The organism is Bradyrhizobium sp. MI1.11 (assembly GCF_055811255.1).
Map to the genome: position 1 here is coordinate 16,201 of NZ_JBVVPM010000070.1, position 20,250 is coordinate 36,450.

Below are 20,250 nucleotides of genomic sequence, written 5' to 3' on the forward strand. Positions count from 1 at the left end.
CCATGGCACGCTTGTATCGCGTTATCGTGCTGAGGGAGGATCGCATTCCGCAATCGGAATGGTCTGATCATACGTTGGTCTAATTCTAGCCTGCGATGAGCAGTATCGGCATTGAAAAGCTCAGTGTCTTCGGTTTCATGGCTGTTGGATAAATTGGAGGTTGCTCCAGCTTATCCTAAGCGCGTGCACCCTAAATGCCGTGCTCGGCGACCGGAGTTCGTGCGCTTTCCTGCATTTTTCAGGATCGCCGCCCGCACAGTGTGCGTGTCGGCTGTCATAGCGACGAGTTGCGCTATTCCCCGCGAGATCGCAGATGCGGTTCACTGATGAGAGGTCGCTGTCCCGAGTAGCGAGCCTCTAACACATCAGCCTCGGCCACTCGAGGGCCTCCCGCCGTCTTGGGGCCGATGTTTTGTGCGGCTATGTCTTGTTTTCCACTTCGGCACGCCGCACGCGCTCGATGATCAATTATTGTCCAAGACGTCCGAGAAGTCACATAGTTCGGTAGCAACTTGACAAGCTCGCGATGCCGGTCTCAACCGCTGCGTTTCCCACCCGATCCGGCGCCGTTCCCGCCGGGCCTGACGGAGGCGGCAGGTAAGGTGTGCACTTTGTTGACCCGACCCCGACGAGGCTGACGAGTCGCGGGCCTCCAGCCGTCTGATATATGCGCCCTCAATTCGGCTTGCCGAGCACGGAGGTGAAGGGCACTACGAAGAGCTCATCGCCGCTGTCGTCGCTGACATGCAGGACCCAGTCACGCCAATCCTCGAGACTTCGCTCGCGGGTTAAGGATTGGACGACACGGGTTGCGTGATCGCGTGCCTCAGCAAGATCGTCCACCACAGCGCCGCGGCGATCGACGAAAACCGTCTTCGTGTTCGAACAGTGAAAATAAACCTGGGTCATGGTCAACCTCCTTCAAATGTGACGGTTCGCTGCGATACCTCAGCGCGTTGGTGTCCTCGACGGCGGGATACGACTGACGGAATCGATGATGTCTCGCGGATTTGGCCGTCAGCGACTGCGACTCTCATTTTCATGGCTAGAATCATCCAAAAATATCCGCGATTCCGCATAAGCACCCGCGGATTTCGACACTTGCATGCCGGTGCTCTGCAGCGCCTCTTCGATAAGCTCTTGGCGCGGAGCTCCCCAGAGCAGGGCAATCCCAACGACGGCGGAAAGAATTGACGCAGCGAACACGGCAATCTTGGCGGCTGAGAAGTCAGTGGCGCTTGGAAACGCTTGCCCGGCGATGAACAGCGACATCGTGAAGCCGATCCCAGCCAGGGATCCCGCCCCGGCCAACTGCCGCCACGTGTACTCCGCCGGCTTCACGGCTATGTCAGCGCGCACGGCCGCAGCGGCCGCGAGGAAGATGCCGACCGGCTTTCCTATGGTGAGGCCCGCAATGATCGCGGCCATGAGCCAGTTATGCCCAACGAAGACGCCGGGGTTGATTGCCACACCCGCATTCGCCAGTGCGAAGATCGGGAGCACTGCGTAGCTCGACCGCGCGCCGGCGTGTCGCAGCAGCCGGTCGGCGGGCGATTCAAGTCGGTCGTAGATCGCTTCGAGCGCGTGCAGCGCCGGGGTGGAGGGGCCGTGCCTGAGAACCTCGCCCTCGTGCTGGGCCTCGGAGGCAATGATCGTGCTGGCCTGCGTGATCAGGGCAGCCAGGTTGGCAGGCGGGCGCGTCGGAACGAATAGCGCCAGTACCACGCCAGCCACCGTCGCGTGGAGGCCGCCCGCGTAGACGAACGCCCACAACGCGACGCCTAAGAGAGCATAAGGCGAGAGAAGGTAGACTTTCGACCGGCTCAGCAGCGCCAGCGCGACGACCACGGCCGCGGCCGCGGCCAAGTAGCCCAGTTGGATATCGCCGGAGTAGAACACGGCGACGACGACGATCGCACCGATGTCGTCGACGATGGCCGCCGCGGTAAGGAAGATCCGCAGCCCAACAGGAACGCGGGCGCCCATCACGGCGATCAAGGCAATCGCGAACGCAGTGTCGGTCGCCATCGGAATGCCCCACCCGTGCGACCACGGCCCCGCAGGGATGACCAGCGCATAGAGAAGCGCCGGCACGACCATCCCGCCGAGCGCGGCGGCGATCGGAAGCGCCGCGGAGCGGCGGCTTGCGAGGTGGCCAACTGTCATCTCACGCTTCACTTCCAATCCCACGACGAGGAAGAACACCGTCAGCAGGCCGTCGTTGACCCAACGGAGGATGGGCATCTGAAAGGCCGCCTCACCCAAGCTCACGCCCAACTCCTGGCGCCAGAGCGCCTCGAATGCCGGCCGGATCGGCGAGTTCGTCATGACGACGGCCGTCAAGGTCGCGAGGACTAGCAAAATACCGGCGGACGGGCCCCAGCTCGCGAACTCCAGGGCTGCCGTACGGACGCGGTGGCCAAGCGTGCCAAGCATCGCGTCGACGAGAGAGCTCTCGTCCCAGGGTCCGTCATAGCGTCGGCGGTTGATGTAGAAAGTCGGCGTGATTCTCACCCCGCTTGCGCGTGCGCTTGCGACGTCCGCCTCCACCCTCGCCCTCGCGCGCCGTAAGGCGTCGCTGTTGCCAAGCGCGAAATCGGCGCTCACACCGAGGTCCGCGGCCACCGCGACGAGGTCGTCCTCTGTGAGCTGCATCGACCTCGTCATCAGCTTGATGTGCGCGGACCAGAACGCCTCGGGCGTCTGAGCATGCTCAGCGAGCTCGGCGGCCCGAAAGGAAATGCTGTTGTCCGCGAGCGGCTTGTGGCGGAAGGCATAGCAGACGCGGTTGCCAAGTTGGTCGCGTGCTTGCGCGATGCGCTCGTTGGCAGCCCTGCAGTGCGGGCAGGCGTAGCTGCCGTACTCGACGAGCGAGATCTCAGCATCCACGGCGCCGAGCACGTGGTCTGTCTCTTGGTCGACCGGACGGTCGAGACGGCCCGGGGGGATCATGAGCTGCATCACTGAACCGGTCGGGTGTTCGCGCCGGCTACGACGTCGGCGCAGCTGTCGCCGGTTTGATGACGTGGAATACACCGCCGTCAGGTGACGGCGCGTAGGTTATTTTCGTGCCGACGATGCTGCTGGGGAGCCCAGCCGCGTGTACGCGCGGGAGGAAGAGGCGCACCAAGGTGCCTAAACCCTGCTTGCTCTCTATACTGATCGCGCCGCCGCGGCCTTCGGCGAAGCGCTGGACCTGGGGGAGCCAGAGACCGGTGCCGCTGTCCATGGGTTTTGTGGAGAAATACGGGGTGAATGCCTGCGAAAGGACCTCCTCAGGCATGCCCTCCCCGTCGTCGGCGACGATGATCTCAACGAATGCCGCGGCCGCACCGGAGGAAGGTTCGACGTTCCGCGCCGCGACGGTGATCACGCCGCGGTCCGGCATGGCATCGGCCGAGTTTCGACAGAGATTGAGTAGCGCAAAGTACAGTTCTTCCGGATCAGCGTTGAAGTTCCATAAATCAGAGGCAATCTCGGTGCGGACTGTGATATCCGGACGCAACGCCCGGTCAAGCGTGCCCGCTATTGCTGTGAGGCGACTGCCTGAGACGAACTCATCGGTCGACTTGGGGCGCGGTCGCGCAGCGTCGAGGAGCTGCCGGGAAAGCAACGCGCCTCTCGTGATCGCCTCCTGCATTTTGTCGGCGGTGGCCTTTCGGTGCGCGGCTTCGCTCTGGCACTCCAGCAGCTGCAGTCCGCTCCCGATAACGGCGAGAAGGTTATTGATGTCGTGGAGGAACTGCTTCAGGTCCGCTGCCCTCACCCCTGCCCGCTCGCCAGCCGCGACCGCCCCTCCGGTGTCGGGCCGCGGACTGGTGCGGCACAAAATTCCCGAGACCTTGCCGTCGGACCCGACGAGCGGGATCTCAACGTACCTGGACGCGATGAGGCCGCTACCATCATCGCGTGCGCCCCGCACGCTTGCGTTGCTCGCACGCTGCACTCCAAGCGCAAGCCCGGCGCGGTCCCTGAGCACGACGACATCCTCCAGCGGCGGGCTTTCGACCGCGCCGGGGAATGAAACGCCGGTTGTCTCTTTGATCTGCATGTCGGACCTCTTGGCTTGCGACTGTTCAACGGAAGGCCGATTTCGGCTCTTACCCGAGGGCCGGCGACCATGGGTCGAAGATTGAGTCCATGTCGGCCAAAAGGAAAATCACCTCTTGCCATGGAGTCGATAGCCGACCGTTATCGGATCGAGAGAGACGCTTGGCGCCACCGCGGGCGCGCAGCGTTGCCCTCTGCACCGCCTCGCCCGACCAGAAACTCTCGGCCACCGAAAAGGTGTTCCACGTGCCTATCTGGATAAGCCTAAAGCGGTTATCGAGACGATCATAGCTTTACCGGTCCATTCCATGGCAATGACATTGGTGCCGCGAGCGCGGTCGTGAGGCCGAAGCGCCGCCGTACACCCGCCGCAATTAGAATTGGGAGTATAGCCATGAGCAAGTATCGCAGGACAGCCTGCCCTTGAACTCGAGCCCTACTGGATCGAAGCTCGGGGAAGGGAACGTTCGCCTCTCACGAGGAACTCGCCGCGCGCCACAGGCTTCTCTCTTCTTTCAGTGTTGGTGCGGTGGCTACCACTCGCACCGATCTCCAATTCTCCAGGGGTTGGCTCACGATCCCCGCAAATGAGGACCTCGGAAACGCCGCAGTCCAGACTGCATCGAGGGGCCTACGTCAATGCGCGCGACAAGTTGCCCTTCGACCAGTAGCGCTACGGCCCCGGACCCGTCGCCCACGAGGGCCATTCGTCGCGGGGAGTTCTTACCACCACTATGGCCCACTACCGCACCGGTGGCACACCGCGGTTCGTTGCCATCGGACGCAGATCACGCCTTCGCAGAGCGTTAAGGCTGGCGGAGCGTTTTCCTCTAGCGTAGGCCTCCAATACTCTCTGAAGGAGCCGAGCCTGCCGACAGCCGGAACAAATCTTGCTGAACTCAATCCCGAGCAGCGCCGTGGAGCAAAGCCAACACGCTAGCTCGTCGTGTCGCGCACCTTATTGTCAACGGCGCGGATCCGGGCCGAAGACTTCCAATGACCTTCTCGCGACAAGCGGCTACAGAGATGGCCGACCAAGTCCACGTCTTGTCGGTTAGCTCGGGAAGCAATCCATCGCTCTTGAGCGTAGCGCTAGCCGGAACTTTCCACGCCATCCCCTGTCTTTTGCGAAAATTTGCCGAGCGGATACGGTTCGATCCCGCCTTCACCATCTATGACCGAAAGACTCGGCCGACCCGATGAACTTGGTCCGGCTGAGCAGCGATTTTCCACCACTGAGTGCCAATGGCACTTGCCTCGCCATGTACTCACGTTCCGTGAACGCGGAAACGTCACGGAGGGGGCCCTGGACCGGTTCTCTCCTTGCTCCGCCAGTAGGACCAGTGAGCTGAAGCAACCGCTCGCAGCCTACGCGGAGGCAAAGCAGGCGCAGAACGCGAACTTAGGACTGGCAGAAGGGACTATCGACGTAAATTTCAGTGCTCTTCGCTCTTGAGCTCACCGACATGATTCTGGGTGTAAAGCTCGATCCCGATCCGGTTGATCAAATCAAGCTGCGTCTCGAGGAAATCGATGTGGTGTTCCTCGTCCGTCATCAGGTTCTCGAACAAGTCGCGGGTGACATAATCCTTCACGGAATGGCAATGCGTCGCCGCCTCTTGGTACAGCGCACGCGCGCTCATCTCGGCGGCGAGATCGCACTCGATGATTTCGTTGACGTTCTGGCCGATCCGCAAGGGATCGAGTATCTGCATGTTGGGAAAGCCCTCTAGGAATATCACACGGTCGGTGATGCGATCGGCGTGCTGCATCTCCTCGATTGATTCCTTGCGCCAGACCTTGGCCATCTCCGAGAGGCCCCAATTGGCCAGCAGCCGGTAGTGCAGCCAGTACTGGTTGATGGCAGTGAGCTCGTGACGCAATCCCTTGTTCAGATACTCGATGACTTTGGGGTCGCCCTGCATGGTGAACTCCAACAGTTGAGGCGGGTCTTGGACCCTAGGAGTTTAGAATGCTTCTGGCAAAAAACAAGCAAGCAGGCATTCCAGGCGCGAACCGAGCGGCAAATCCACCGAAGTCAGGGCGCTGCGGGCGCGACTTTGGGCTCATCCCCGGCGTCATCCATGATCTGGCTATGCGGGCAGCCGGCCTGACAGGCTAGCGCACATTCCCTGTATGCCTCGTTGATGATCGTCTTGATGGTGCGGGCGCAGCGGCCGCATTCAGCGCTACAACCAAGGCAGTCATAGATCTGCTTGGCATTGCGCGGCGCGTCGTCGGCCGTGTTGACGGCGTGGCGAACATCGTGGTCGCTGAGGACATTGCAGGAGCAGACGATCATGAAGCGCAAGAGACCTCCGGTGATGCGGCGTCGATACGGGACGGCGTCGGAGCGCGTTGAAGGTCCCAAACAACGCGGAGATGAGTGAATGGCGCACTCCAGGGAAAGTGAGCCCTTGATCCTTAGATCTCAGCAGAACTCTGTTTGATGACTCGCGGCGGCGGCCAGCTGCGGAGCCGACAGAGCACACGGCAGCGCGCCGTTGCGTATCGGCGAAAGGTTAATGTTCTCGGTCAGCGTAGACGACACAGCTGGAATCTGTTGGCCCTGGGTAGCAGCCACCACGGCGTTTCGCGTGTTGTTGAAGACCTCCTCGATTCCTTTCGAAGACCCGATGCGCTCAAGAAGAGCGGTCATCAGCTGGCTATGCAGTTCGTCCACGTCTTCGACGACTTGGCCAGGCGCCGCTGAGCTCAGGATGAGCGCGTTTTCACTCGTTTGAATAGGCGCAAGTCCGTGTGAGTAATTCCTGAAGCGTCGCTCGTAGGGATTGCGCCGCGAGGCCTCAATCACTACGAGCCGTACGCGTGCTCCGGAAGACTTGAGTTGCGAAAGGAGGCGGTCAATACTTACGCCTTGTCGGCGGACATCTTCTTCAGTCCAGATCTTCGCATCGACCGGAATCAGATAATTCTGTCCGTCAGATTGGACACCGTAACCTCCGAAATACACTAGCACAATTGAGTTAAAATGTACTTTTGCCGTTAGACGATCAATTGCGCGGGTAATGTCGGGACGCGTCGCATTGTCAACGGCGTCGACCAGAAAACCGTCGTTGCGAAGAGCATTTGTCAAACCTTCCGCATCGCGTGTCATTTGAGAAAGAGGAGAGTCGGCATCGGGATAGGTTGAATTGCCAATCACTAGAGCTAGCCGATTAGTACCGACGGGGGCAGATTCACCCGACCCAATGCGCGCGCTCATAGACCGAGGCGTCTCCAACCGCATTGTCCTGTCGAGGCCGGTTGAGAACAAGCCGAGCAGGACTGCGATGCCGGCTAGTATTCTGGGAACTGTCATTTCATTACGGTCTCCAGTTCACCGAGGAAATGCTCCTTTGCGTAAGACTTGGCGTTAACAGCATTCGCGCACTCGCACCCCGTCGCGTGCCCGCCGTCGCGTCCTTCAATTGCGGCGCGCGGTCCAGTAGCCCGAGCATCGTGCCATTCCTGAGTGGCCGCTCCAGGTCCCCCGACCGGACGTTGCGAACAATTTGCCCGCACCGGCGGCAACTTTGTCTTGGACCGTTACCGAAGCGCGAACCGCGCCGGACCTTGCGACGTAACCTCGAAATTTTACGAGATTGGGATGCGTGACAATTCCGTTAGTCACATCGACAGTAAAGCTGTAACTGGAATCGCAGGTTCCCCTTTGCGTCACGAAGACGAGGTCCCAAGAGCCGTCGTAGGCCGAGCGCCCATATGCTGCCGGTGCAAATGCAATGAAACAGCTTGTGGCTGTGATCATAAGCGAACGTTTTGTCATGATAGTTCTCCTATCTAGTTAGCAAGAGTTTGTCTCGATCGGTCCAGTAGTGGCGGGCATTCGCCCGGAACCGGTACGGTCTCGGATCAAAGCCATTGGGACGCTGGCGTGGAGATCGCTTCTCAGCTACCACGCGATGCGTACCCAGCCATTTAGGGCCAGGCTCACGCATATAATGACGTTCGGTCCGAAAGGGTTCACAGGCGGTCTCGAGGAGCTTGCTGCATCTGCTTTTGATACTCACCACGCATTGGCGAAGCGGCGCTATGTATGACTGAACCGCCGAGCATGCTGACTTCGATGCGACTTCTTGCCGTTTGCCGCGCCTACGACGCGGACCGCCTTTGGATCGCCAACGGCACTTGCGATCATCGCGTATCAGCGTGTCTTGGCGAAGTGAAGCACTAGCAGTGACTTCCAGATGCCCTTCTGGAATGCGGAGCCGACGAGTTCGAGGCTCGATGTGGAAGGACCTCCGTGTGCCCGCCGAGAAATGGCTGAGCTGGTCCTCCGCGCGCTCAAGGATCGGGTGGTCAACAGCCTCCAAGAGTTCGCCAAGGCGCACGCGCTTTAGATCGAAGTTTTCCGAGGCCACCGCTAAGGTTTTGTGGCTCATGAGTTTGAGGGGGTCCCCCGGTGTTTCAACAGCTTTATAGAAAAACGTCACGTCGACCTCCGTTAGATTGACCGCGCCGTGTCAGCGTTGCGGCTTTCGGACGGGCCGTTGCTGTTTCGTACGCACGCGGTAGTCCTTCAAGCTTTGGGTATATTGAGGAGACGACTTCGAAGGCGTGAAGTGCACTTCAGGCTTTGGCGGGCGCACGATGTTTCCATGAAACTCGGTCATCCTGTTTCGCTGTCGAGCTTGTCGAAGCATGCGAATAGCGGCTCGCTAGAAACGGCGATGTAGAGACCAGACTTCCTGTTGTCCCAGTATTCGTTGGAGAAGGGAACGCTCGGTCCCATCAGTCTGCGTCTCGCGATACTGCTCGGAGTCAACTTCGAGACCGCTTCGGCGGTGTTCCTGTAGGTCGGCATCCGCCGTACTCCGTGGTGTGCTACATTGAAGATATGCAGCGGGTCGTCGACCGTCCAATCACCTCCAGCTATCGAAACGATGCCATGAGTTTGCGCGAGCGGTCGCCGGCGGCGACGGCGTCTGCTTCAATCCCGGCTGAGGTCGGGTTAGGCTCTTTGCGTCCTGCGAAGTACCGGCCGAGAAGTTTGTCGCGTTTGTTCTCGGGCATGTCCCCCGGTCTCACCGCGGGTTTAGGAAAGGCTGCGCGGTTTCGTGCGACGTATGCGCACCGCCCCGCGCAGCGAGCGCGGGGGTCAATTCGCCCCGTGATGCTCTGAAGGATCATTTCTGAGCCCGGTGCCAGAGCCATCAAAGCGGTGACCGAGGCGAGCGCCGCCGCGGTCCATATCACGTGCCGGCATGCCTGAACAACAGTAACGGATGCAAAGGGCTGACGCGCAGTACAGGATCGGCAATGGCGGGGCCAACGACAGTGCCGCCGTCATGCTGATGGACTAGCCCAACGCCGGCGTCTCGAGATCTAAAGCGCTCGCGGAATTGAGAGAGTTGAAACACGACGCCGATCTGGCGCGGCGCGTCGCGTAACTTGGCAACAGCGAAGGTTGATCACGGGGTCTTGCTACGGCTTAAAGTGCCCGCAGCACATCACGCCCGCTTCCGCGAGCTCGAGCAAGCGCTGATCCGGTCAGGTACTGCATCTTTGACTGGAAGGCGAGATGGGGGCGTTCAGAGCCGCCGGTTCCACCCCGGTCAGCGCGGCGAGCAGCTGAGCACGAAGTCTTTGACTGCGACATCAGTGCCCGATCGGCGCTCGGCCGATGACCTGCCGTTATGGACTGCATGATCAACAAACATGAGCGCCGCGGTGCGACGCGTCCTAGTCTTCGAGGCGGTCCGGTCGCTACCGGTAGCTGAAACGTCGGCGTTGGTTGTTTCGTCACCAACCGAATAATCGTTGGCGGTCTAATGGAGGATCAAATGCCACGCATTTCCATTCCGAAACGCGAGGACGCTCCGGCGGGCTCCAAGCCGATCCTCGACAACGTCGACAAGGTGCTGGGCTTCGTGCCCAACCTGCACCGCCTCATGTCGATCAGCCCGAACGTGCTCTCCGGCTGGGCTACCCTGATGGCATCACTTGCTAAGACGCTGGACATCAAGACGAGAGACGGGATCGCGCTGGCGGTGTCTGAGGCGGACGGGTGCGACTACTGCCTGGCCGCGCACAGCTTTATGGCGGGCAATCTAGCCAAAATCCCAGCGGATGAAATCGAGTTGAACAGGGAGGGCCGCTCAACCGATCCCAAGCGCCAGGCTGCGGTCGCCTTCGCGAAAGCGCTCATCGAGACGCGCGGCAAAGTTTCCGACGCCCAGTTTACGGCCGTCAGGGATGCGGGGTGGACAGACGCCAACATCGTCGAGATGATCGCGCTGACTGCTCAGTTCTTGTTGACGAACTTCATCAACAATGCGGTGCAGACCCCGATCGATTTTCCCGAGGTCAGTCCCGCGAAGGCGACCTAATGCGAGTTGCCCTCCTTTACGGAGGAGAGGACTGGAGAAACCAATGTCTCGACACTCCTGTCGGCTTGGTGTTAAACGTGTGTACGAGCTGCCCGAGGGCTCGGACGGCACGAGGGTGCTCGTCGACCGCATCTGGCCGCGCGGACTCACGAAGGAGCATGCCAGCGTGGACGTATGGCTGAAGGACATCGCTCCGAGCGGCGGCCTCAGGACCTGGTTTGGTCATGACCGGAACCGGTGGCGCGAGTTTCACAAGCGATACTTCGAGGAGCTCCGCGCCAATCGCGCCGCAGTCGAGCACCTGACAAATCTTGCATTGACGGGCAAAGTCACGCTGCTCTTCGGCGCGCACGATACCAAGCGCAACAACGCCGTAGTGCTCGCGGACTATCTCGCGGCCCGCTAATCGGGGGTGATGTACGGAATCGGAAGCTCGCTCAAGTTGTCGTCATAGCTTGCCGCCGGCCCGATGCCGACGTTATCGTTAGCGCGGATCTCGGCGCAAGGCCCAGCGTCCGCTCGGCGAGACACATGTTCGCAGCCTGCATCAGTTGTGCGCGGCCTCGTCGCCAGGCGTTCCTTCGAGCTTGATGGAGCGCTCGAAGCAGTCGCAGCCGCCATCCCTGACATGGTGGTACGACACGGCTACTGCGACGTCGGATAGCGGCATTTTCCGCCTTCGCGCCTGCAGCCGTGTGGTCATCGCCGTGCATGCGGCGAGCGAAGCACTTAGCAACTCGTCGGGGCCGCCCCCCGGTGCCGCCCCTGCTGTCGGGGCCGCGATTGAGAACACCGATGCGCCGGCACGGCCGTTAAGCGTGCCAGCGTCGTCAAGGTCTCCGGCCACCTCAGCCTGAGGCGGAGAGGTCCATCATCGTTCGAATTCGTCATCGTGCTTTCCTTTCAGAGTTTGACTTGGGTCTTGGCTGGCGAGCCGAGCAGGTCAGTGCACGATCGGTTTACACGGACCTTTCCGCGCGCCTCCGGCTCACGCTCGCTAACGACGAGAGCACGTAAGCCCTGATCACCACTGGACGACAGAAGGACGCTTCGAGGGATCGCCCAAGCCAGCGCAACGAGGCCGCTATGATGTTCGAGCGGAACACGATGAGGAGCCAGACGAGCGACGCGTTAGCAGAACCCGGATTTCAGCGATGCCTCGGCCTACGCCGTCCTCATTTCGGCGGGTCTCCTTGATCGTGTTCGTCGCTGTCACCTCGCGAGAGCGACGCTGGCTGCTCCGCGGCTCGCGACTTCGCCGACGCACGGTCTAATTCGCAGCTGGGCGGCCTTCACGACGGAGCGGTTTCAGGCGTAGAGGGTCTTACCGCCCTGGGCCTCTGCATAGTACTGAGGTGCCTCGCGACGGTCGTATTTGCCATAATCGCGTACGATCCGCACTGTCCGAACCCGTGCCGTCTCATTCGGCGCGTAAGCGTCCTCGTAGGCCCGCGCTGCACCGGCGTCCTTCCAGGATATGAGCAGAATCAGGTCGCCGGGCGTAAGTACGGCCTCGAAGATGTCCCAGGACGTGGTGTCGGGAGCCCACGGGTTCAGGCCGAGCCACTCGGCGCAATCGTACGGGTTGTCGGTTTGCTTCCACTCCCCGGGGCGAGTCGCGTTGATAAGCGTCACCGTCGTTCCCTCCCCGACTTCGGTCTCATCGAGCCTTTGCTCAGTGACTGCGTACCCCGTCGGCACCTGATTGTCGGCAGTGATCTGGCCGACGCGCAGGTGATAGTCCGCGAGGATTTCCTCGCGCCCCTTCTGCTGAACCTCATGATGACGCCGGTGGGAGCGCCAGCGGACAAGCGACTTCTCGTCCCGCCAGTTTGAAAGCGAAAGGATCCAGCCCTCGCGAATCAGGCTCTTGTATCGGATATTGTCGACGAAGCCATCGACCTGCTCCAGCTCGGGGTGCAGCCTCTTGGCGTTGTCGAAATAGTCATCCCGGCTCTCTTTGTTGGGGAGCATCTCAAAAATCACTGAAAACATACTCGTATCTCGCTCCTAGAGTGCTGCGACGCAGTCGATTCTCGACGTAGAATTGCCCGGTCGATCGAGGGTCTAAGCACGGCAGTGTAGCCGTTGGCCCCATCAGCCGCACGGAAACATGCTGTCCCTGGGTGTAGCCGGACGTTTCGGATACGGTTGCGAAAGAAGCTCTTCATAGCGGCGTCCTCCGGGATCTCGACCATCGCGCAGCTCTGCCATCGCCCGGGTTGCGAGAACCGCTTCAGTCATTCGCGTATGGCTGCTCTCTGCGGGCGAGAGCCGCGTAAGCCCGCTAAGCGGCCGTGCGCCGGATGAGCAAGGTACCGTTATGCACTTCCGCGCGGCGAATGAAAAATGACATCACGCCATGAAGTCGATAGTCGCTGGTTATGACCGCCCTCCGCCTTCCGCATCGGACTCGCGTGCACCCGACGCCGGCTCTTCCAGCAGCACGGTCAGCATCCTGACTGCCTCCGTTAGCTTGAGGATTTCACGCTCGCGCAGTTGGTCGATCTTCTCATGCAACAACTCTATCTCGAGCTCCGCCTTCACGTTGATCCGTAGTCGTTCTCCGCCGCCTCGCGATCGATGTCCTGCTGCCGGTTGTGGCTCATCATGATGACTGGCGCGGCGTCGGCCGCCTGGAACGAAAGCGCGAGATTGAGAAGAGTGAGCGGGTAAGGATCCGAGCGCCTGATCGTCCCACCAGGTTGCCCATGTCCAGACGCACAGGATCACGCTCTGGACGATGATGAAGGTCCACGATCCCATGACCGCGGCGACCGCGTCCGCTATCCGTGTGGAGTCAGGAGCGCAACCGTCGGTGGCTCATCGATATCCTGAAGCCGACGTGAGCGGCGCGTTCGTCTGAGGTCGACGAGCAGGGTTTGCTCGGCCGGCTCCATGCCTCCGAGACGTCCCGCCTTGAATTCCACGCAGCTAGCACCCCTTCCGCTCGACCGCGAGGTCGACGCGGCCAGGCAACTGCCACGTTCTGATCGCGTTTGGTGAGCCGTGGAGGTTCGTGGCGGTCTCCGCGAGGGCGCGTCCCGGTACCTGGCGCCGGCAGCTGACGTCCTCCCCGAGCACGACGATCAGCTCGGATGCTGAGGCAACAGGCCGCACTCCCAACCGGCACTGGAGAAGTTTGCTGGCGTGCCCCCCCGTCGAGCGAACACTCTGAGTGACGAGAGCCGATCGTTTATCTCTCGAGACGCTCGCGGCGAGCTACACGGAATCAGAAGCGAGCGCGAAGGCCGTCAGGATCACGATGGAGCGCGGCGGTGAACGCCACTTCACCGCAGACGGGAGCGATCCTAAGTCGCCGTGCCCGGCTGAATCGAAAAACGTCAACTGCGGTCTCGAGTGCAGCTTCCATGCGTTTCAACTCTCCTCGGCGGGTCGATGCTCTCCGCTCCCTGGGGAGATGCCCGAGAACAAATTCGCCTGGCTGGTATTTCGCAGGACGCAAAGAGCCTCACCCGACCTCGGCCGGTAAAGGTTGAAGCTGACGACGTCGCCGCCGGCGACCGCTCGCGCGAACGGGCTGGATTCGCTTTCCGTGAAGACTTCCGCCCGGTGACGCCGTACCGCAGTCCCTGGTACACGCCTTCGCCGTAGCCCGATTCAAAGTCCTGTTGCAGCAGTGTCAGACCCGCCTCCTGGGAGAAGTTGAATAGGCCCTTGCAAATTGAAACACCTCCAATGTCGATCCTCATGGCATCGTTTCGATAGCCGGAGGTGATTGGACGGACGACGACCCGGTACATATCTTCAACAATGTAGCACACCACGGAGTACGGCGAATGCCGACCTACAGGAACAACCCCGAAGCGGTCTCGAAGTTGACTGCCGAGCAGTATCGCGAGACGCAGACTGATCGGATCGAGCGCTCCCTTCTGCAACAAATCCTGGGACAACAGGGAGTCTGGTCTCTGCGTCGACGTTTCCAGCGAGCCGCTCTTCGCATGCTTCGACGAGCTCGACAGCGAAACGGGATGGCCGAGTTTCACGGAAAGCGCGAGCGCCCGCCAAAGCCCGAAGTGAACTTCACGCCTTTGAAGTCGTCTTGTGCCCATTGCGTACGCCGTTTCTTGGTCAACGCGAAAGCGGAATGCAAGCAGCAGTCCTGACTTCACTCTACCAGAACGTCGGCGTTTTCCGCTCGCTTCTGCACTATCCCGGTGAGTCGTTCTTGAGTATGGCCGAGTGATTGGATGGTTGACACACCCAAGACTGACTCCACCCCAACGGCCCCAATCCAAAGGAGCCGGTTTTGGGAAGTCCGGATGAAGGGGACCGTAGTGTCGAGTGTTACCCCCGAAGAGAACTGCGGTCCTCTCATTTCGGCTTGTTACCTGATCGTCAGGTGCGTGCTCGCGAGCGCCCTAATGTTGACGATGAACCTGCCATCTTCCAACGGCCATGATGCAATGCACCCGGAGCTGAACCCGTGGTTTGCGAAACTCCGTAGTAAGTCTGGCCCCTGCTGTGATGGCTCCGACGCCCTACATCTGCGGGATGTCGAATGGACCACTCAAAACAAGAAGGAAAGCCATTACAGGGTTATGGTGCCCAAGACCGCCGACCTCTACAGATCCGCCTCCAACGGTCAGGACATGAAGAAGGGCGATACCGAGTGGGTTGATGTTCCCGACGATGCCCTCGTTACCGAGCCCAACATGGACCATAGCACGTTGGTATGGGTGTGGTATAGCTCCGGTTTTCAGATGACCGACCAACCGCACATTCGCTGCTTCATGCCGGGAGCGCTGACATGACCGGCGATGTTCATGATTGCGCCGCGCTCGAAATGAAAAGCGGCATCTCGAGGCCGCAAGTGTCCTCGAGAACGGTGACAGCTCGCAGGCATACACGGAGACAGAGGTCCGCTCCAAGCACTGAGACAGCCACCTCGGCCATGTTTTACCTGACGGGGCGTTGCCACAAGGAAGGGCTGAGATACTGCGTCAACTCGGCCCCCCTTCGCGTAATCCACCGCGACCAATTGGGGTGTGAGCGATTCGGCGAGTACGTGAGGTTCTTTGCAAAGCAGGAGGCCTGAAAATGGCAGGGACTACAGAACGCGCGATCCTGGCAGGGGGTTGCTTCTGGGGGATGCAGCAGCTGGTGCGGCGCCTGCCCGGTGTGATCTCAACGCGGGTCGGCTACTCCGGCGGCGACGTCGAGAATGCCACGTACCGCCACCACGGCACACACGCGGAAGCGATCGAGATCACGTTCGATTCGAGTCAGACTAGCTTCCGCGACCTGCTTGAGTTCTTCTTCCAGATCCACGATCCGACGACTCTCAACCGGCAGGGAAACGACCAGGGTGCAAGCTACAGGTCGGCGATTTTCTACATAAACGAGGATCAGCACCGCGTCGCACAGGAGACCATCGCCGACGTCGAGGCCTCAGGGCTGTGGCCGGGCAAAGTGGTGACCGAGCTTTCGCCCGCTGGCGATTTCTGGGAGGCGGAGCCAGAGCACCAGGATTACCTGGAACGCTATCCGAACGGCTACACTTGCCATCGTGTTCGTCCACAATGGAAGTTGCCGCGCAGGAACGCCGCCTGACGGGCGATTGCGTTGTCGGTGGCCTGCGGCGCGCGCGCAGCCCCGCGGCGGGTGTGTCGTAAGCGTTTGCAAACTGCTCTCGCCGCTCCTGCGAAGTCGCTCAGAACGCGACAAGGTGGTGAGGTTTGGACGGCCGGGCAAGGCCTCAGATTCTCGGCCCTGGATCATTCCATGACGTTTGGCGTGCGCAAGTCTATGCGCGTTGAATGGCCCATTTGATTTCTCGTGAGGACTTGCAACTGCCTTTGCGCATCCGTTCCAATCGGCGCTCGTGCTCAGGTGGCCTTGAGCAGTTCTAGCGATAGTCCGGCACACGAACGAGTAGGACGGAGAACCGATTTCCGTCGCGGGCGCAACGGACCCAGTCGATGACCGATGCGGGCTCTGCGAACCTGGCACCTCACATACGCGACCTGCTTTTTTTGGCCATCGCTCTCGCTGATCTGACGGACTACGGCCATTCGATGAGCGGTTCACATTCCTGTTCAATGCCTAGTACGAGACACTGAGGCGCGGCTGCAGCGTCCTCGGCGCGTCATGATCACGCGGGCCGGCAGTGGACGAAGTCTAATAGCGCGCGCATGTCGACCCGAGCAGTCGCTAACTTGGTTGCTCCCGGGCCGGGGAGGTCGCTGGGCTGATCGAGCTCGGATGTAACATGAGCGGCCTAAGGGCCGGTCGGGGCCGCGTAAGTGGCAGACCCCGAACGGCCAGCACGGGACGATGACGCTGAAGTCTCAACTGGTCGATCCGACCCGCCCGTCGTGCACGTCAGCTACTTCGAGGCTCATGCGCTTGCCAGGTGCTCTGGAAATCGGCTGCGGAGCCAGAGCGCAAAGGGTCGAGATGGACGGCAACCTAGGCCCAAATCCGCGTCCCTACCGAAAGCTGGGATGCAGCAGATGTTCGACGACGTCTGAGAGTGGATGCCCAACCCACTCTCGCCTTACACGCGCTTCGGCGTGGGTGGTGAGTAAAATTAGGCCGTTTTGCGGGGCCGCTCTTGCGTGACGGCGCGGGGCCATGGCCGCGCGTAATGCATAGAAAAGCGCGAGACGGCAACAAGGAAGCGAACACGAAGCTGAAGCGGCTTCTGGCTGACGCCATGTTGACAATGCGGCCTTGAAGGATCTCCTGGGAAGGAAATGGTGACGCTCGCGGGGAAGCGGAAAGCTGTCGCTCATCTGGTGGATGCTCACGGGATGAGCGAACGGCGGGCGTGTAAAGCGGCTGCTGCCGCATGACCATGAGATATCAGACAACCCAGGCTGACGCTGCTAACCACCGCCAGCGCCTGAGGGCGATTGCTCACGAACGCCGCCTGCATTCGCAGCTCGGATGGAGAACCCGTCCGAGTTCGCCATGACCTGCCGCCCGCGCCAGGATCTGGCGCTGCGCTACCCGAAAGGCTCCGCGCCAGCTCCCGTCGCTCGCACCGCCCAACCGGGCAAATCCGCCGGCAAGAGCGAACTCAAAACTGAAAAAACTTGGGGGCAACGTCAAGGGCAGAGCGGCGACGCGAGACGCGCCGCTGCCACAGGGAATTGGCAGTTATGTGGGCAAGAGGTTATTCATTGGTGAAGCCTACGACCGGACAATTCACGAGATTCCCCGTCGTCTTCACGGGCCCGCCCGCAGGACTCACCAGCAAACCTGACGCACTTTTTGCTTCGAGATCGTCGCCGTCAGTGATCAGTTTCCGTTGATCCTTCGAGATAGCCTCCTGGGTCCACTCGGCGAGTCGTACGTCCCACATCGGAGAGTATCCGGCGCTGATCTCCTTGAAGTGCGCGAGGATGTCGAGCGAGGGGCCCTCTCCGTTGATGGCACTGTCGAGCCCCTGGCGGTTCGGATCGTTCTCACCCATCTTGCCGTTCACAATCGTATAGATCACCTCAATCGCGCCGCTCTGAAGAATGTCGCTTTCCGCAGGCGCAAAGGTGGACGACTCGAGGGTCGCCGACTCCTCGGAGTTTGCGTCAAAACTAAGATAACGCAGGTGTTTGCCGTTTGCGAAGCCAAACCGGAGTTTCAAGTCAACGGTACCTTTGTCAGGACAGATGCTCGCCACGGAGTCCGTCACGACAGAGTAATCAGGACTGCCGTTGCAGAACGCGATTTTCGCGGGCTCGACATTAAAAGCGATGACTGGAGCGTTAAAGACAATGTCCTTGCGATTAGCCACCCGAGCCAATGGGCTGTAGTGCACATCCCCGACAGATCCGGCTCGGGCCGTCCTAGGCGGAAAAAAATGCGGCGCCTCCCCCCCCACCAACGTTTGTGACGGTGAGAAATCGACCCGGCCCGATTGGAACGTGAAGTTACCCGACTCATCCATTTCCGCAACCCGTGTGCTCGTCAAGTCTTTTGCCTTAGCGAGACTCGGCGCCCATGTGAGCCCCATGTCTTTCGAAGTAGCGTAGTCACTTACGTCGGTAAGCACGAACCAAACAGTTTCTCCCGAGGCAAGACGGCCGCGATGGAGCGGCAGGGTCACCACCTCCCGTACAAGGTCCACTTTGCCCGACGTGAGGAATTGCTTTGTGATTTTTTTGTAGGTTACCGGACCGGCTGCTAGACTCCCTTGGGGTGCCGAAAACGACAGAAGAAAGATCATCATCGATCCACAAATGCATCTGCTGAACTTTTTACTGTGCTTCATGACCCTACCTTTTTCTGCATCCAGTCTGGTATTACCCACACATCTGGTCTTACCCACGACATCCAAGCGGACGTGGCTAACGATCCGTCACTTCTTTAGCCCGGGATAGCCATGGACATAGATCCAGTCAGTCGCCTTGGCTGGGATGTGGCAGCCCAGGCAATCTGAACGAAAGTTCGTTGAGGTCGTTTTCACGGGATCGCCCGCGTCGAACCAAGACCAGCCCCAGCCGTTGCCCCACAACTTATTATCGGGGTGGCTGTTCTTACCGTCCTTCACCATCATGAACCAACCTTTGAGAAGTTCTTGATGGCTGACCGTTCCAGTCGTCATATCCGAAGTGGCCGCGTCGTAAACCTCCTTCACCAGGATCGAACCTTGGGGAAATTCGCCCGTTGTGCGATAGCTTGCCGCAGTTCCGGGCGAAGCGTAGACGACGTGAATTTGCTTAGCGCCTTTGTCACCTGCGACAGACCAACTCCCAAGGAATTCGTAGGTGGTTCGGTAGTTCTTCGGGATATGCATGTTGCCTGCCGCATCAACAAGTTGTTCCTGCGCAGGGGCGGGCTGGCTGGCTACGGGCTGCGAAACAAGACACCCGACCGTAACTACGATGAAGGACGCGGACGCCACGGCCGCACTTCTGAGAAATGTCATCACAGGGTTTCCTACTTTGTAATCGAAGGATTCTGGCTGGGCGGCATTTTTTTAGAAGAGTTCTGGCCAGGCGGCACCGGCACCTGGTCGAGCAACACGTAGAACTGCGTCCATACGTCATCCCGTTTCGCACTCGCAATGTGGCAATAGGCGCATTCCTCGATTGGCCGGACTTTCGCGGTGGCTGCCTTGGGTTCATGGTGGTTGAAGTTGTAGTAGCCCCAGCCGTTGGTTGCCTTATATCTCTCGCTGTCCTTGACCGTCACATCCGCGCCGTTGAAGGCGCCCGGGAAGAATCCCTTCCCAGATGGCTCAGTTCTCGAACCGTCCGGATGAGTGGCGGGCTGCATGAGCTGCAGTTCTTTCACGAAGATTGTTCCCTCGGGGAACAGACCTGTTTTCTTGTAAATATCGTAAGAACCAGGCTCGATATAGACGTTGTGAAATTCAGGGAAGTTTGCTTGAGGGGGGTTTAAGAAGTTTGGCGTCAGTGGCGAACCGACATAAACCCATTCGTGGAAGTTCTTTGGCAGAATAAGCTCGCCATCTTTCGTGTATTCAGGAAGATACCGGCCGGTGGCGTGCCAATCGTCGGGTGGTGGTAGCTGTGGTTGCTGTGCGAAGACTGCGGTCGCTATAGCGCTAGCACCGAGGACGGCGGATAGTGCTAATACTGTGCGTCTCATGATCTCTCTCCTCTGACCAGCTATAATGTCACCGAATGCTGTAGTAGCGGCATTCGTGCGCAGGCGGTCTCATCAACTACGCACAAGTCAGATTAAACGTGCGTGCCTATGTGCGGAAGCAACGAAGGGGCATGCAATTGATACCCGTCGGGAATGGTGTCCTCTCGAACTACCTATGTTTGGCGATAACGAGCGTAACCCTACGCGGTAGGCCGCAGCGCGCTGATCTTTCCAGTTAACCGTTAGAGCTCGTCGGACTCCTCGGTTTTCG

18 protein-coding genes and 1 pseudogene are annotated in these 20,250 nt (G+C 60.0%); 7 read left to right on the top strand and 12 right to left on the bottom strand.

Annotation, left to right across the window (positions count from 1 at the left end):
* Window positions 1-675 precede the first annotated feature (675 nt).
* From AC0L30_RS37790 to AC0L30_RS37800, 3 genes are all read right to left on the bottom strand, one after another.
* Window positions 676-909 (bottom strand): DUF6894 family protein, encoded by a 234-nt coding sequence (locus AC0L30_RS37790; RefSeq protein WP_009859344.1) that lies wholly within the window; start codon window positions 907-909, stop codon window positions 676-678.
* Window positions 910-1,017: 108 nt separating this feature from the next.
* Window positions 1,018-2,961 carry a Na+/H+ antiporter NhaA gene (nhaA, locus tag AC0L30_RS37795; RefSeq protein ID WP_354202018.1) on the bottom strand — a complete coding sequence of 648 codons (1,944 nt, stop codon included), beginning with the start codon at window positions 2,959-2,961 and terminating at the stop codon, window positions 1,018-1,020.
* Between the two features lie 28 nt (window positions 2,962-2,989).
* Window positions 2,990-4,051, bottom strand: coding sequence for an ATP-binding protein (locus AC0L30_RS37800; protein WP_354202017.1), 1,062 nt, complete (start codon window positions 4,049-4,051; stop codon window positions 2,990-2,992).
* 959 nt (window positions 4,052-5,010) lie between these two features.
* Between AC0L30_RS37800 and AC0L30_RS37805 the strand changes: the two genes are divergently transcribed.
* Window positions 5,011-5,253, top strand: coding sequence for a UvrD-helicase domain-containing protein (locus tag AC0L30_RS37805; RefSeq protein ID WP_354202046.1), 243 nt, complete (start codon window positions 5,011-5,013; stop codon window positions 5,251-5,253).
* 233 nt (window positions 5,254-5,486) lie between these two features.
* Here AC0L30_RS37805 and bfr read toward each other — a convergent pair whose 3' ends face one another.
* The 3 genes from bfr to AC0L30_RS37820 all read right to left on the bottom strand — a co-directional run bounded on the left by bfr (window position 5,487) and on the right by AC0L30_RS37820 (window position 7,276).
* Complete coding sequence (gene bfr, locus AC0L30_RS37810) at window positions 5,487-5,975, bottom strand: bacterioferritin (RefSeq protein ID WP_009859347.1); 489 nt, start codon at window positions 5,973-5,975, stop codon at window positions 5,487-5,489.
* Between the two features lie 113 nt (window positions 5,976-6,088).
* Window positions 6,089-6,352 (bottom strand): (2Fe-2S)-binding protein, encoded by a 264-nt coding sequence (locus tag AC0L30_RS37815; RefSeq protein ID WP_028141268.1) that lies wholly within the window; start codon window positions 6,350-6,352, stop codon window positions 6,089-6,091.
* Window positions 6,353-6,481: 129 nt separating this feature from the next.
* Window positions 6,482-7,276, bottom strand: a complete 795-nt coding sequence (locus AC0L30_RS37820) for a caspase family protein (protein ID WP_157158506.1) — start codon at window positions 7,274-7,276, stop codon at window positions 6,482-6,484.
* A 2,578-nt stretch (window positions 7,277-9,854) separates the two neighbouring features.
* Here AC0L30_RS37820 and AC0L30_RS37825 point away from each other — a divergent pair.
* Both AC0L30_RS37825 and AC0L30_RS37830 read left to right on the top strand, forming a co-directional pair.
* The gene (locus tag AC0L30_RS37825) at window positions 9,855-10,400 is read left to right on the top strand and encodes a carboxymuconolactone decarboxylase family protein (protein ID WP_009859354.1); all 546 of its coding nucleotides are present in this window, start codon (window positions 9,855-9,857) and stop codon (window positions 10,398-10,400) included.
* A gap of 43 nt (window positions 10,401-10,443) precedes the next feature.
* Window positions 10,444-10,806, top strand: coding sequence for a DUF488 domain-containing protein (locus tag AC0L30_RS37830; RefSeq protein WP_009859355.1), 363 nt, complete (start codon window positions 10,444-10,446; stop codon window positions 10,804-10,806).
* A 141-nt stretch (window positions 10,807-10,947) separates the two neighbouring features.
* Here the strand turns inward: AC0L30_RS37830 and AC0L30_RS37835 are convergent, their stop codons facing one another.
* From AC0L30_RS37835 to AC0L30_RS37845, 3 genes are all read right to left on the bottom strand, one after another.
* Window positions 10,948-11,070, bottom strand: coding sequence for a hypothetical protein (locus tag AC0L30_RS37835; RefSeq protein ID WP_256375782.1), 123 nt, complete (start codon window positions 11,068-11,070; stop codon window positions 10,948-10,950).
* Window positions 11,071-11,708: 638 nt separating this feature from the next.
* Window positions 11,709-12,395, bottom strand: coding sequence for an antibiotic biosynthesis monooxygenase family protein (locus AC0L30_RS37840; protein WP_009859356.1), 687 nt, complete (start codon window positions 12,393-12,395; stop codon window positions 11,709-11,711).
* A 387-nt stretch (window positions 12,396-12,782) separates the two neighbouring features.
* Window positions 12,783-13,166 carry a hypothetical protein gene (locus AC0L30_RS37845; RefSeq protein WP_473406400.1) on the bottom strand — a complete coding sequence of 128 codons (384 nt, stop codon included), beginning with the start codon at window positions 13,164-13,166 and terminating at the stop codon, window positions 12,783-12,785.
* Window positions 13,167-14,273: 1,107 nt separating this feature from the next.
* On the opposite strand from AC0L30_RS37845, the gene AC0L30_RS37850 reads away from it, so the two are divergent.
* From AC0L30_RS37850 to AC0L30_RS37865, 4 genes and pseudogenes are all read left to right on the top strand, one after another.
* Window positions 14,274-14,441, top strand: a complete 168-nt coding sequence (locus tag AC0L30_RS37850; protein WP_354167354.1) for a peptide-methionine (R)-S-oxide reductase — start codon at window positions 14,274-14,276, stop codon at window positions 14,439-14,441.
* Between the two features lie 344 nt (window positions 14,442-14,785).
* Entirely contained in the window at window positions 14,786-15,175 is a 390-nt protein-coding gene (locus AC0L30_RS37855) for a hypothetical protein (RefSeq protein ID WP_035992376.1), read from the top strand.
* A gap of 286 nt (window positions 15,176-15,461) precedes the next feature.
* Window positions 15,462-15,974 carry a peptide-methionine (S)-S-oxide reductase MsrA gene (gene msrA, locus AC0L30_RS37860; RefSeq protein ID WP_009859360.1) on the top strand — a complete coding sequence of 171 codons (513 nt, stop codon included), beginning with the start codon at window positions 15,462-15,464 and terminating at the stop codon, window positions 15,972-15,974.
* A 1,063-nt stretch (window positions 15,975-17,037) separates the two neighbouring features.
* Window positions 17,038-17,295: pseudogene (locus tag AC0L30_RS37865) on the top strand (IS3 family transposase); the annotation flags it as partial.
* A 246-nt stretch (window positions 17,296-17,541) separates the two neighbouring features.
* Here AC0L30_RS37865 and AC0L30_RS37870 read toward each other — a convergent pair.
* The 3 genes from AC0L30_RS37870 to AC0L30_RS37880 all read right to left on the bottom strand — a co-directional run bounded on the left by AC0L30_RS37870 (window position 17,542) and on the right by AC0L30_RS37880 (window position 19,979).
* Window positions 17,542-18,591 (bottom strand): hypothetical protein, encoded by a 1,050-nt coding sequence (locus AC0L30_RS37870; protein WP_009859361.1) that lies wholly within the window; start codon window positions 18,589-18,591, stop codon window positions 17,542-17,544.
* A gap of 132 nt (window positions 18,592-18,723) precedes the next feature.
* Complete coding sequence (locus AC0L30_RS37875; protein ID WP_009859362.1) at window positions 18,724-19,293, bottom strand: cytochrome P460 family protein; 570 nt, start codon at window positions 19,291-19,293, stop codon at window positions 18,724-18,726.
* Between the two features lie 11 nt (window positions 19,294-19,304).
* On the bottom strand, window positions 19,305-19,979 hold the full coding sequence (locus AC0L30_RS37880; RefSeq protein ID WP_354167099.1) for a cytochrome P460 family protein: 675 nt from the start codon (window positions 19,977-19,979) through the stop codon (window positions 19,305-19,307).
* Between the last annotated feature and the right edge of the window lie 271 nt (window positions 19,980-20,250).

Excerpts from the sequence above, each read along its gene's own strand:
- AC0L30_RS37870 (WP_009859361.1), bottom strand. The coding sequence starts at position 18,591 with ATGATCTTTCTTCTGTCGTTTTCGGCACCCCAAGGGAGTCTAGCAGCC.
- msrA (WP_009859360.1), top strand. The coding sequence starts at position 15,462 with ATGGCAGGGACTACAGAACGCGCGATCCTGGCAGGGGGTTGCTTCTGG.
- bfr (WP_009859347.1), bottom strand. The coding sequence starts at position 5,975 with ATGCAGGGCGACCCCAAAGTCATCGAGTATCTGAACAAGGGATTGCGT.
- AC0L30_RS37800 (WP_354202017.1), bottom strand. The coding sequence starts at position 4,051 with ATGCAGATCAAAGAGACAACCGGCGTTTCATTCCCCGGCGCGGTCGAA.
- AC0L30_RS37845 (WP_473406400.1), bottom strand. The coding sequence starts at position 13,166 with ATGGGATCGTGGACCTTCATCATCGTCCAGAGCGTGATCCTGTGCGTC.
- nhaA (WP_354202018.1), bottom strand. The coding sequence starts at position 2,961 with ATGCAGCTCATGATCCCCCCGGGCCGTCTCGACCGTCCGGTCGACCAA.
- AC0L30_RS37830 (WP_009859355.1), top strand. The coding sequence starts at position 10,444 with ATGTCTCGACACTCCTGTCGGCTTGGTGTTAAACGTGTGTACGAGCTG.
- AC0L30_RS37880 (WP_354167099.1), bottom strand. The coding sequence starts at position 19,979 with ATGAGACGCACAGTATTAGCACTATCCGCCGTCCTCGGTGCTAGCGCT.
- AC0L30_RS37835 (WP_256375782.1), bottom strand. The coding sequence starts at position 11,070 with ATGCCGCTATCCGACGTCGCAGTAGCCGTGTCGTACCACCATGTCAGG.
- AC0L30_RS37790 (WP_009859344.1), bottom strand. The coding sequence starts at position 909 with ATGACCCAGGTTTATTTTCACTGTTCGAACACGAAGACGGTTTTCGTC.
- AC0L30_RS37840 (WP_009859356.1), bottom strand. The coding sequence starts at position 12,395 with ATGTTTTCAGTGATTTTTGAGATGCTCCCCAACAAAGAGAGCCGGGAT.
- AC0L30_RS37815 (WP_028141268.1), bottom strand. The coding sequence starts at position 6,352 with ATGATCGTCTGCTCCTGCAATGTCCTCAGCGACCACGATGTTCGCCAC.
- AC0L30_RS37875 (WP_009859362.1), bottom strand. The coding sequence starts at position 19,293 with ATGACATTTCTCAGAAGTGCGGCCGTGGCGTCCGCGTCCTTCATCGTA.
- AC0L30_RS37820 (WP_157158506.1), bottom strand. The coding sequence starts at position 7,276 with ATGAGCGCGCGCATTGGGTCGGGTGAATCTGCCCCCGTCGGTACTAAT.
- AC0L30_RS37825 (WP_009859354.1), top strand. The coding sequence starts at position 9,855 with ATGCCACGCATTTCCATTCCGAAACGCGAGGACGCTCCGGCGGGCTCC.
- AC0L30_RS37855 (WP_035992376.1), top strand. The coding sequence starts at position 14,786 with ATGTTGACGATGAACCTGCCATCTTCCAACGGCCATGATGCAATGCAC.